An 11,015-nucleotide genomic window follows, 5' to 3' on the forward strand; every position below is an offset into this window, starting at 1 on the left:
GTCACCTGTCTAGTAGGTGGGCGGCACAAGACCGGCCTGAAACCATGTCACGAAAGATACGATAGAAAACACGGGCAGCCCTGTGGCGCGCTGAATATCGGGCGCGTAGGGGCACATATTCGTGCATTCCAGCACGATCGCGCCAAGATCGGGGTGTTCCGATGTCAGGGCCATTGCGGCTTCGACATTGTCTTTGCGGGCCAATTCCACATCAAGGCCAAGCTCATTTCCAAGGATCGCGCGGGTGAACTCCGCCCCGCCTTCGGTTGTGCCGATAGGCGTGTCCAATGGAACATTGGCAGCCAGCAAATGGTCTTGGGTCAGAGTGGAGGCTGATATGGTCAGAACCCCGGCGCGTTTTCCCGCCGGCAGGATGCGGTTGACCATTTCAACCTGCATCAGGGACGATGTGGCCACCGGAACAGACACAGCCTGGGCCAATTCTTTTTGGAACAGCGACAGAAACCCGCAATTGGTGGTAATCCCGTCCACACCATCTTTGACAAGCTCCTGCGCCGCATCGATGAACACGTCGAGCATGCCTTCGGCTTTGCGCCGGACTACCCGATCCGGCGAGGCATCACGCACAATGCGGTAGTGAACCGGAAAGGGCCAGGTCCGCGCGTTGCCCATATCGCCGGGAATGCGGGGAAAGCGGGCATCCAGCATCAGAATGCCGACAGACGCGCCGTAGATGGATTTTCCGCCCTGCGCGATCATCGCGCAACCTCCTCGATGATACGGGCCGAGATATCGTCTGACCCTTCCATGTAGATGTTCGAAATCCCGTGACGCACGGCATCCTGCACCTGATCCATACGCTTGGAGATATGTGCACCCAGAACCCGTGCCGCCTCATCCGCGTTCCGGTCCATCAAAGCCTGCATGATGCATTTATGTTCGTCCTTTGAGCGTTGCACGCGGTCGAGGCTCATGGAAATCCAACGGATATAGCGGATACGGTCATTGATCCGCTTCAAGGTTTGCAGCAGTTCCATGTTTCCCGACAGCTTCGCGATACCCAAATGAAACGCCTCATCCCGGTTGACGGCTTCTTCGACAGTCAAACCGGTGATGTCGATGCCCGTTGCGTAAAGCTCGTCCCGCAACAGCTGCAGGTCTTCGTCCGATGCCTTGGCACAGGCCGCACGCGCCGCCGCTGTTTCGATGATCTGGCGCAGTTCGAATAGGTCGAACACGCTTTGCGCGTCCAGCGGGCGGCAGAAAAAGCCTTGTCCGGGGCGGAAGTCGAAAAGCCGTTCGGCAACCAGACGGTTCAACGCCTCGCGCAGCGGGGTGCGGCTGACGCCCAGATCCCTGGACAACGCCACTTCGTTCAGGCGGTCGCCGGGGCGCAGGCGAAACGAAACCGCCATCGCCTTGACCTGATCATAGATATCATCGACGCGCGGCCCCGCCATTACCCCTGCCCTTCTTCGTTTGAATCACAGGTGCCACACACTGAGCTTGAAATCAATATACAAAACTGTATACAGTCTTGAGCACAGGTTTGACACAAGGGACTCGCAACCATGACAGGGACAAATTTTCTGACCGGAGCCGAAGCCATGGTGCGTATGCTCGAAGCGCATGGTGTGACGCATATGTTTGGCCTGTGCGGCGATACCACTTTGCCCTTTTATGATGCCCTTGCCCGGATGGATCACGGCATTCAGCACATTCTGACACGGGATGAACGGCACGCGGCCTATATGGCGGATGGCTATGCCCGCGTCACCGGCAAGCCCGGCGTGTGCGAGGGCCCGTCCGGTGGTGGTGCGACCTATATCTTGCCCGGAGTGGTCGAGGCCAACGAAAGCTCGGTTCCGATATTGGCAATCACGTCGGATGTGGCGACGACCAGCCGCGGCAAATACCCGTTGACCGAACTGGATCAGCCTGCGCTGTTCCGGCCTCTGGCCAAATGGAACACATCCCTCGACGACGCAGCGCGGCTTCCGGCCATGGTTCGGGCCGCCTTCAGGGCGATGACGACCGGCACGCCCGGTGCGGCGCATCTGGCGCTGCCGTTTGACACGCAGAAGGGGCAGGTAGACGAGGCTGAAATCTGGGCGGATGACAGGCACCGCAGCTATCCCGCTGAACGGGCCGCACCTGACCCGGACGCCATCGAAGCAGCGGCTGCCATTCTTGCAGGGGCCAAATCCGCGGTTGCGGTCTGTGGTGGCGGGCCGGTTTTGTCCCAGGCGACCGATGCGCTGCGCCGGGTTGCAGGCCTGCTGGACATGCCCGTGGCCACAACCGTGTCGGGTCAGGGGTCCATTGCCGAGACCGACCCGCTTGCCCTGGGCGTTGTCGGGTCGAACGGGGGCATCCCGGCAACCCGCGCCGTCGTGGATCAGGCCGATGTCGTTTTGTTCATTGGCTGCCGCGCCGGTTCGGTCACAACGGAACGGTGGAGAAGCCCCGGACGCAACACCACGATCATCCATATCGACAGCGATCCGATGGTGATCGGCGCCAATTACCAGACCGAAGTGGCTATCTGCGCCGATGCCCGTCTGGCGCTGGAGGCTTTGGTGCTGGCACTGGAAAACCGGCAGGACCTGACCAGCCAAGGCGGAGCAGCCAAAGCCCGCGCCGCTTGGGAGGCCAAGAGGAGCGCGTTCGCCCCGCTGGCCGCAAGTCGCGAGACGCCGATCCGGCCCGAGGCTGTCATGGCGTCCTTGATGGACATTCTGGATGACGACGCGATTGTGGTCGCTGACCCCGGCACCCCCTGCCCCTATTTCAGCGCATATTACCGCTGGCGGAAACCGGGGCGCCAATTTATCACAAACCGGGCACATGGGGCGCTGGGGTATTCGCTGGGCGCGGCCATGGGGGCACATGTCGGGCGGCCATCGGTCAAAACCCTGTCGGTCATGGGCGATGGCTCGTTCGGGTTCACCTGCGGCGAGTTTGAAACGATGGTTCGGCACAATATGCCAATCACTTCGATCGTCTTCTCGAACTCGGTCTTCGGATGGATCAAGGCTGGTCAAAATGCGGGATTTGGTCAGCGCTATTACAATGTTGATTTCAACCGGACGGACCACGCCGCTGTTGCGGCCGCCTTTGGCGTCAAATCCTGGACCGTCAAAGACCCCGAGGATCTGCCGCGCGTGCTGAAACAGGCGATTGAGCATGACGGCCCAACACTTGTCGACATTCATTCACAGCCGCTTCACGAAGCCGCCGCGCCGGTCTCGGAATGGGTCGCGTAAGCGGCAATTGACGGGGTCAACTGGGCCAGAAATTCCTGCGCAATCGTGGACAAAGGGCGTCCCTTTGCCGTGATGATCGCAAGATCCAGCATGACTGGCGGCGCAAATGGGCGGGTCAGATACCCGCTCTCCTCGTCAAAGGTGACGGTAAAGGGGTCGATCATCGCGACCCCCATACCCTGTTTGACAAAGCTCAGAAGGTTTTCGGACAAATGGGTGTGTATCTGGGTGCGCCATGTGTGACCGGATGCCTGAAAGATGTCGCGGGTCCGGCGATGGGTCTGGTGTTCCGGTCCCATCACGATGAAGGGTTCGTTTTCCAATATCTCTGGCGTCAGAACGTCGTGCTCGGCCAAGGGACTGCCCTCAGGAAAAGTCGCGAGTGTTTCAAACTGAAACTCCTGATAGTTCAGTGTGTCATGCAGAATGGGCATCTCGACAATACCGATTTCAAACAGGCCCGAGATGACCCATTCCTGAATCTTGGATGAATATTGCGATTGAAAGCTGACAGACAGGTTCGGGCGCGTTTTGGCAAACCGCGCGATCTCGCGGGGCATGAAACCAAAGGACAACAGGTGCGGCGCGGCAACCTGCAACTGTCCGGGATGTTTGTTTTGCAAATCGGTTACGGCCTGCGCCACGTGGTCCAGCCCACGCACGACCGTGTCGACCTCGCGAAATAGCATCTCGGCCTCAGGGGTTGGCAGCAATCGGCCTTTTGTCCGTTCGAACAGAGGCAGACGCGCTTCGCGTTCAAGCTGTGCCAGAAGGTTGCTGATGCCGGGTTGCGATATCCCAAGAACCGAGGCCGCGCCGGTCACAGTTCCGGTTTCCATTATGGCATGAAAAGCCTGAAGTTGGCGAAAGCGCAGGGACAACGATAATCACATCACTTTTTCTGATGAACTTACGAAAATATAGTATTTGAAATGATAGCTCGGTCAAGGCAGGCTTTCCCCATCGACAGGGGGCGAAATGAGCAATCTGGCACAGAAAATCATCGGTTATGACCTGTGGCATCTTGAATTGCCGGTCACATCCCGCAGGGATCACGGCATCGGGTCGGTTGAAGGCGTTTGCGAAGTCGTCATCCTGCGCCTGACATCCGAGGATGGCACCCAAGGGTATGGCGAGGCGTCGCCCTGGTCGGTATTCACCGGAACACCCGAAGCGAGTTTTGCCGCGCTGGACCGTTATCTGCGCCCTCACGTTCTTGGGGCATGCGTTGGGGATCGGGCCGCAATCATGGCATGTGCGGCTTACGCCGTGGCACATTGCACCGAAGCCAAGGCGGCGCTGGAAACCGCGCTGTTGGATTTGGCAGGCCGGATCAGCGGTGTTCCGGTCTGGTCCTTGTTGGGTGGTCGCTTCCGCGACAGCATTCCGCTGAGTTGTTCCATCGCAAACCCCGACTTTGCCCAGGACATCGAATTGTTGGCACGCCTGCGTGAGGATGGTGTTCGGATTGTCAAACTCAAGACCGGGTTCAAGGATCACGCCTTCGACATCATGCGGCTGGAGTACCTTGCCCAGAACTACCCGGAGCTCTCGGTCCGCGTGGACTATAATCAAGGGCTCAGCATTGATGATGCGCCATCGCAGGTGCGGGACGTCGCTCAGTTCAAACCGGATTTCATTGAACAACCTGTCCGCGCCCATCAGTTTGGCATGATGGCAAAGCTGCGGCAGATGACGGATGTTCCCCTTCTGGCCGACGAAAGCGTCTTTGGCCCCGAAGACATGGAGCGCGCAGCCCGCGAAGGGATCTGCGACGGGGTTTCGGTGAAGATCATGAAGTCAGGCGGCCCGACCCGCGGGCAGACGGTTGCGCGCATCGCTGCGGCCCATGGCCTGACGGCCTATGGAGGTGACATGTTCGAGGCTGGCCTGGCCCATTTGGCGGGCACGCACATGATTGCCGCGACACCGGAAATCTCTCTGGGCTGTGAGTTTTATCAGGCGTCCTATTTCCTGAAAGAGGACATTCTGGAGCAGCCATTTCAGGTCAAGGACGGTCAGGTTTGCGTGCCTCAAGGCCCCGGACTTGGCGGCAGACCCGATCTGACCAAACTGAATCATTATGCGGTTGCCAAGGCAGTGACAGAATGACGGAAAAGAAAACCATAGCCATCGTAGGGGCCGGAATTGTCGGCGTTTCGACTGCGGTTTGGCTGCAGCGGGATGGTCACAATGTGATCCTGATCGACAAGGCAGGCCCTGCCGAAGGTACCTCGCACGGGAATGGCGGGGTTTTGGCCTCGTGTTCTATCGTACCGGTAACAGTCCCCGGATTGTTGGGAAAAGCACCGAAGATGCTGCTGAGCTCCTCGCAACCGTTGTTTCTGAAATGGGGGTATTTGCCAAAGCTTCTGCCGTGGCTCTGGAAATACCTCCGCCATGCAAACGCCGCCGACGTCGAGAGGATCGCCGCAGCACTGACATCCATCGTTGGCGACAGCCTGAATGACCACAAGGCGCTGGCGGCCGGAACGGGGGCGGAAAAGTGGCTGGTTCCGTCAGATTACCTGTTTCTTTACAGGGATCGCGCGCATTTTGAGGAAGATGCCTTTGGTTGGGATATCCGGCGCAGGAACGGGTTTCAGTGGGACGAATTGGAAGGTCACGCCTTCCATGAATATGACCCGGTTTACAGTCAGGGCATCGGATTTGCCGCCCGGCTTTCGGATCATGGCCACATCACCGACCCCGGCCGGTACGTGAAAGACCTTGCCGCGCATGTTGAGGCGAACGGAGGTCGTTTCATACGCGCAAATGTCGAAGATGTGGTTCGGGAAAACGGACATGTCACCGGTGTTCGGGCCAGTGGCGAGACAATTGCGTGTGACGCAGCCGTCGTGACGGCCGGGATCTGGTCGGGCCCATTGGCAAAGCGCTTGGGAGTTTCTGTTCCTCTTGAAAGCGAACGTGGTTATCATCTTGAATTGGTAGAGCCTTCCGCGATGCCGCGCAGCCCGGTTATGGTTGTCTCGGGCAAGTTCGTTGCGACACCGATGGATGGGCGCATACGCTTGGCGGGCATTGTCGAGTTCGGAGGGCTGGATGCGCCGCCCTCGCGCGCACCGTTCGAGTTGATGCGCAAAAATGCCCGGGCGGCGTTCCCGGGCGTGACATGGAAGGAGGAAGTGGAATGGATGGGGCACAGGCCCGCCCCGGCTGACTCGATCCCGGTCATTGGCGATGTGCCCGGTATCAAAGGGGCCTACATGGGCTTTGGGCATCACCATATCGGCCTGACAGGCGGGCCAAAAACCGGGCGCCTTCTGGCGCAGATGATTGCGGGCAGAACGCCAAATGTCGACATGAGCGTCTACACGCCGTCACGATACGCAAAATAACAAACAAACCGGTGAAAAACGCCGGTGTTTCCAAATTCAACAGGGAGAAGAATGATGAAGAAACTGACGAACCTTCTGGCGGCAACTGCGCTGACTGCCACCGCTGCTGCACCCGCCATGGCCGAAAAATGGGACATGCCGATGGCCTATTCGGCGTCAAACTTCCACTCGGCCACGGGCGCGGAATTTGCCAAATGCGTCACCACCGGCACCGGCGGTGAGATTGAAATCGTCACGCACCCGTCCGGATCGCTGTTCAAGGGCGCCGACATCAAACGCGCGATCCAGACCGGACAAGCCCCGATCGGTGAGCGGCTGCTGTCCGGGCATCAGAACGAAAACGCATTGTTCGGGTTTGATTCCATCCCGTTTCTTGCAACTTCATTCGACGACAGCGCCAAGCTTTGGGAAGCGGCCAAACCTTCGATCGAACGCGTGCTGGAGGAACAAAACCTGACCCTGCTTTATGCAGTGCCGTGGCCGCCGCAGGGTCTTTATTTCAAAAACGAGGTGAACTCGGTCGCTGACATGAAAGGCATCAAGTTCCGCTCGTATAACAACGCCACTTCGCGGCTGGCCGAGTTGACCGGGATGCTGCCGGTCACCATCGAAGCGGCTGAAATCAGTCAGGCTTTTGCGACGGGGGTCGCGGATTCGATGATATCGTCGGGTTCGACCGGGTATGACCGCAAGGTTTGGGAAAGCCTGAACTATTTCTACGAGGTCGACGCCTGGCTTCCGCGCAACTATGTGATGGTCAATTCCGACGTCTGGTCTGGTGTATCCGATGCCAACAAGAACGTCATCAAGGGCTGTGCGGAACTGGCGGAATATGCGGGGAACTGGCGCGCTAAGGAATACACCGGCTTTACCTTGCAAGGCCTGCGGGATGGCGGCATGACCGTTGGCCCGGCATCGGATCAGATGGTGCAGGAGTTGAAAGAGATTGGCGTGACCATGACCAATGAATGGCTGGAGGCCGCTGGGGACGAAGGCAAGGCCATCGTCGACGCCTTCAATTCGTCGCAGTAATCCTTTCGGAACGGGCGGTGGCATACCCTGCCGCCCGTTTCACATCCAATCAGAACACAGCGGGGACGGCATGGCGGTTTTGCGAGGGCTTCGGTCCGTATTGGATTTCATTTATCTGGCGGCAGGGGTTCTGGCGGCGCTCAGCCTGATTGCCATATTGCTGCTGATCGTGGTGCAGATGCTGGCCCGCTGGACCGGCGAAGTGTTTCCCGGCGCACCGGACTATGCCGGTTATGCGATGGCTGCCGCCTCTTTTCTGGCGTTTGCCAACGCACTGAACCGGGGCAGTCACATCCGTGTGTCGATCCTGCTGAACGCGGTGCCGGAAGGGGTGCGGCGCATTCTTGAAGTCTGGTGCTTTGCCATTGGCACGGCTGTTATGTGGTATTTCTGTTGGTATGCCTATCGCTTTGTCTACTGGAGCTGGAAGTTCAACGATGTCAGCCAGGGGCAGGATAGAACCGCCCTTTGGATCCCTCAATCCGCGATGCTGATCGGTGCCGTGATCCTTGCCATCGCCCTGACGGATCACCTGATCCATGTCCTTTTCCGCGGTGAACATCGGATCGTCCGCGATCTGGCCGATCAGAGCCACGGAGAGTAAGCGCATGGAAAATCTGTCTGTTATCATCCTCTTCCTCTTTGTGCTTTTTACCCTGTTGGGCACCGGTGTGTGGGTCGGACTGGCCCTGATGGGTGTTGCCTGGGTCGGGATGGAGCTGTTCACGACACGCCCCGTGGGCGACGTCATGATCACGACCATCTGGTCGGCATCGTCCTCGTGGACCCTGACCGCCCTGCCGATGTTCATCTGGATGGGCGAGATCCTGTACCGAACGCGATTGTCCGAGGACATGTTCAAGGGGCTGTCGCCCTGGATGGCCCCCCTGCCGGGTGGTCTGGTGCATACGAATATCGTTGGATGCACTGTCTTTGCAGCTGTCTCGGGGTCATCGGCGGCAACCCTGACGACCGTCGGAAAGATGTCGATCCCCGAGTTGCGCAAACGCAATTACCCCGAGCGGATGATCATCGGCACATTGACCGGGGCTGCGACATTGGGGCTGATGATCCCGCCCTCGCTGACCCTGATCGTGTACGGGGTGACGATCAATGAATCGATCACCAAGCTGTTCTTCGCCGGTATCCTCCCCGGCCTTGTTCTTGCGGCAATGTTCATGGGCTATGTCGCGCTGTATTCCAAGCTGGGAAAGGACTGGAACCCGAATGACGAAAGCAAGCTGAGCTTTTCCGAGAAAGTCAAAAACTCACGCTTTCTGCTGCCTGTGATCCTGCTGATCACCGTTGTCATCGGGTCGATGTATCTAGGCTATGCCACCGCAACCGAAGCCGCCGCTTTCGGCGTGATCGGGGGGCTTTTGCTGGCCGCCGGTCAGGGGTCGCTGACCTGGAAGACCTTTACCGAAAGTCTGATGGGGGCCACGCGCACCAGTGCGATGATCGCCCTCATCCTTGCGGGGGCGGCCTTTTTGTCGCTGTCGATGGGGTTTACCGGGCTACCACGCGGACTGGCCGACTTGATCGCCGGATGGGACCTGACACGGTTCGAACTGCTGATGGTCTTGCTGGTGTTCTACATCATTCTGGGATGCTTTCTGGACGGGATTTCTTCGGTCGTGCTGACCATGGCCGTGGTTGAACCAATGATCCGTGACGCCGGGATCGACCTGATCTGGTTCGGCATCTTCATCGTGGTTGTTGTCGAGATGGCGCAAATCACACCGCCAATCGGGTTCAACCTGTTCGTGATGCAGGGCATGACAAACCACGAAATGAGCTACATCGCACGCGCCGCGATCCCGATGTTCCTGATCATGGTATTGATGGTTTTCATCCTCATCTGGTTCCCGGATCTGGCGACCTGGCTGCCGGAAAATCTGCGCCAAAGCCCGGGCGGGTAGAACGGCCTTGAACCCGCTTCATCTGGCGGCGCGCCATGGCCCTCATGTTCTGATCACCGGGCTGGCGGCTGGCCTTCTGCTGCCGTCCCTGGCCGAGCCGATGCGAAACCTGCTGCCGCCTCTGGTCGTGTTGTTGCTGTTCGTCACGGTCCTCAGGATGACCCCGGAAACCATTCTCGGGTCGCTGAGTGATCTGCAGAAGGTTGCATTCACAGTCATCGGGTTTCAATTCGTGATGCCGCTGATCGTGCTGGCCATCGGGTTTGCGGGGGGGTGGACTGGAACGCCTGTCCTTTTGTCCCTGCTGATCATGGCGGCGGCCCCGTCCATTTCAGGCAGTCCCAATATGTGCCTGATGATGGGCCATCCGCCTGAACACGCGATGCGGCTGATGGTTGTGGGTACGGCGCTGTTGCCGCTGACCGCATTGCCCGTATTTCTGCTCATGCCCGAACTGGGGGATATTCAATCTGTCTTGCAGGCCGGGTTGCAATTGCTGCTAACCATCGTACTTGCAACCGGGGCTGCCATTATCACCCGGCGCACAGTTCTGCGTGCACCTTCACCCGCGATGCTGCAGAATTTGGAGGGATTGGCGACACTTACCTTGGCCGTCTTTGTCATCGGGCTGATGCCTTCGGTCAGCGCCACGGCCCTGAACAATCCCGCCATTGCAACCTTCTGGATCGCGCTCGCCTGTCTGGCCAATTTCGGGGCACAAGCCGTTGCATTTCACCTGAGCCGAAACCGGCTGCCCGCAGACAAATCGACCGCGATATCGATCATCGCGGGAAACCGGAACATCGCCATATTCTTTGTCGCCCTGCCACCCGATGTCACCGCCCCGATCATGGCCTTCATCGGCGCGTATCAGATCCCGATGTACCTGACGCCCATGATCATGCGACGCCTTTACAGCAAGGACAACCTTTCCGCGTAACGGCATCTGCGCTTCGGAGCACCTAGTGGGTCTTACGTGCAATCCCGGATCACAAAGTGCTTCGTCGTTTCCTCAATGACTTCCCAATAGCCGCGAAACCCATTCGGGATCAGAAAACTCGCCCCGTCGCGAAAATCCTGCCGGGTTCCGTCTTCGTGGATCAAAGCGCAATGGCCTTTTACAATATAGCAATACTCGTCCTTATCCGTGAACGCATGCCATTTTCCGGGCGTCGAGGTCCATGTGCCCGCCGACAACTTGCCGTCCGGACTGGTAAAATGCATCCCGATCTGGTGATGCGGATCGCCTTCGACAACGCGGGCCGGAAGATCGGCCAGGCGCCGTTCGCTGCGTGTTGCGGGCGCACCGAAGAGATTGAGAACCTGGGGTGTCATGACGCCATACCTTCCTGCTGAGCGTGTGCTTCAAAGCGCGTGACCTTCCCTCTGCGCGTTGAGGGCCCCTTTTGTGATGCGGGGGTCGTTGCCTTCGCTGAGGGCGATTATGGGACGGGTGGCCGGAGCGTTTTGCCGCA

At 58.8% G+C, this 11,015-nt stretch carries 11 protein-coding genes; 7 read left to right on the top strand and 4 right to left on the bottom strand.

Annotated features, from left to right (window positions below):
- Positions 1 to 9: 9 nt before the first annotated feature.
- Both AC2FLO_RS01195 and AC2FLO_RS01200 read right to left on the bottom strand, forming a co-directional pair.
- On the bottom strand, positions 10 to 720 hold the full coding sequence (locus AC2FLO_RS01195) for an aspartate/glutamate racemase family protein (RefSeq protein ID WP_496754860.1): 711 nt from the start codon (positions 718 to 720) through the stop codon (positions 10 to 12).
- The gene (locus AC2FLO_RS01200; RefSeq protein WP_496754861.1) at positions 717 to 1,421 is read right to left on the bottom strand and encodes a GntR family transcriptional regulator; all 705 of its coding nucleotides are present in this window, start codon (positions 1,419 to 1,421) and stop codon (positions 717 to 719) included. The genes AC2FLO_RS01195 and AC2FLO_RS01200 overlap by 4 nt, the downstream gene beginning before the upstream one ends.
- Before the next feature lie 111 nt (positions 1,422 to 1,532).
- Between AC2FLO_RS01200 and AC2FLO_RS01205 the strand changes: the two genes are divergently transcribed.
- Complete coding sequence (locus AC2FLO_RS01205; protein WP_496754863.1) at positions 1,533 to 3,227, top strand: thiamine pyrophosphate-binding protein; 1,695 nt, start codon at positions 1,533 to 1,535, stop codon at positions 3,225 to 3,227.
- Here AC2FLO_RS01205 and AC2FLO_RS01210 read toward each other — a convergent pair.
- Positions 3,188 to 4,108 carry a LysR family transcriptional regulator gene (locus AC2FLO_RS01210; protein ID WP_496754865.1) on the bottom strand — a complete coding sequence of 307 codons (921 nt, stop codon included), beginning with the start codon at positions 4,106 to 4,108 and terminating at the stop codon, positions 3,188 to 3,190. The two genes, AC2FLO_RS01205 and AC2FLO_RS01210, sit on opposite strands and share 40 nt — an antisense overlap.
- Before the next feature lie 97 nt (positions 4,109 to 4,205).
- Here AC2FLO_RS01210 and AC2FLO_RS01215 point away from each other — a divergent pair, with 97 nt between their 5' ends.
- The 6 genes from AC2FLO_RS01215 (at position 4,206) to AC2FLO_RS01240 (ending at position 10,480) form a co-directional block, all read left to right on the top strand.
- A complete protein-coding gene (locus tag AC2FLO_RS01215) occupies positions 4,206 to 5,339 on the top strand; it encodes an enolase C-terminal domain-like protein (RefSeq protein WP_496754866.1) in 1,134 nt (377 codons plus the stop codon).
- Positions 5,336 to 6,586, top strand: coding sequence for an NAD(P)/FAD-dependent oxidoreductase (locus AC2FLO_RS01220; protein ID WP_496754867.1), 1,251 nt, complete (start codon positions 5,336 to 5,338; stop codon positions 6,584 to 6,586). Before AC2FLO_RS01215 ends, AC2FLO_RS01220 begins: the two co-directional genes overlap by 4 nt.
- 54 nt (positions 6,587 to 6,640) lie before the next feature.
- Positions 6,641 to 7,618 carry a TRAP transporter substrate-binding protein gene (locus AC2FLO_RS01225; RefSeq protein WP_496754869.1) on the top strand — a complete coding sequence of 326 codons (978 nt, stop codon included), beginning with the start codon at positions 6,641 to 6,643 and terminating at the stop codon, positions 7,616 to 7,618.
- A 70-nt stretch (positions 7,619 to 7,688) separates the two neighbouring features.
- On the top strand, positions 7,689 to 8,222 hold the full coding sequence (locus tag AC2FLO_RS01230) for a TRAP transporter small permease (RefSeq protein WP_480901057.1): 534 nt from the start codon (positions 7,689 to 7,691) through the stop codon (positions 8,220 to 8,222).
- Between the two features lie 4 nt (positions 8,223 to 8,226).
- Positions 8,227 to 9,540, top strand: coding sequence for a TRAP transporter large permease (locus AC2FLO_RS01235; protein ID WP_480560740.1), 1,314 nt, complete (start codon positions 8,227 to 8,229; stop codon positions 9,538 to 9,540).
- 7 nt (positions 9,541 to 9,547) lie between these two features.
- The gene (locus tag AC2FLO_RS01240) at positions 9,548 to 10,480 is read left to right on the top strand and encodes a hypothetical protein (protein WP_496754872.1); all 933 of its coding nucleotides are present in this window, start codon (positions 9,548 to 9,550) and stop codon (positions 10,478 to 10,480) included.
- A gap of 32 nt (positions 10,481 to 10,512) precedes the next feature.
- Here AC2FLO_RS01240 and AC2FLO_RS01245 read toward each other — a convergent pair whose 3' ends face one another.
- Complete coding sequence (locus AC2FLO_RS01245; protein WP_496754874.1) at positions 10,513 to 10,875, bottom strand: cupin domain-containing protein; 363 nt, start codon at positions 10,873 to 10,875, stop codon at positions 10,513 to 10,515.
- Positions 10,876 to 11,015 lie beyond the last annotated feature (140 nt).

The sequence above is a fragment of the Ruegeria sp. TASC047 genome, from assembly GCF_059612445.1.

What these genes read in the sequence shown, in the direction of transcription:
- AC2FLO_RS01195 (WP_496754860.1), bottom strand. Translation starts at nt 720, where the DNA reads ATGATCGCGCAGGGCGGAAAATCCATCTACGGCGCGTCTGTCGGCATT.
- AC2FLO_RS01200 (WP_496754861.1), bottom strand. Translation starts at nt 1,421, where the DNA reads ATGGCGGGGCCGCGCGTCGATGATATCTATGATCAGGTCAAGGCGATG.
- AC2FLO_RS01205 (WP_496754863.1), top strand. Translation starts at nt 1,533, where the DNA reads ATGACAGGGACAAATTTTCTGACCGGAGCCGAAGCCATGGTGCGTATG.
- AC2FLO_RS01215 (WP_496754866.1), top strand. Translation starts at nt 4,206, where the DNA reads ATGAGCAATCTGGCACAGAAAATCATCGGTTATGACCTGTGGCATCTT.
- AC2FLO_RS01220 (WP_496754867.1), top strand. Translation starts at nt 5,336, where the DNA reads ATGACGGAAAAGAAAACCATAGCCATCGTAGGGGCCGGAATTGTCGGC.
- AC2FLO_RS01225 (WP_496754869.1), top strand. Translation starts at nt 6,641, where the DNA reads ATGAAGAAACTGACGAACCTTCTGGCGGCAACTGCGCTGACTGCCACC.
- AC2FLO_RS01230 (WP_480901057.1), top strand. Translation starts at nt 7,689, where the DNA reads ATGGCGGTTTTGCGAGGGCTTCGGTCCGTATTGGATTTCATTTATCTG.
- AC2FLO_RS01235 (WP_480560740.1), top strand. Translation starts at nt 8,227, where the DNA reads ATGGAAAATCTGTCTGTTATCATCCTCTTCCTCTTTGTGCTTTTTACC.
- AC2FLO_RS01245 (WP_496754874.1), bottom strand. Translation starts at nt 10,875, where the DNA reads ATGACACCCCAGGTTCTCAATCTCTTCGGTGCGCCCGCAACACGCAGC.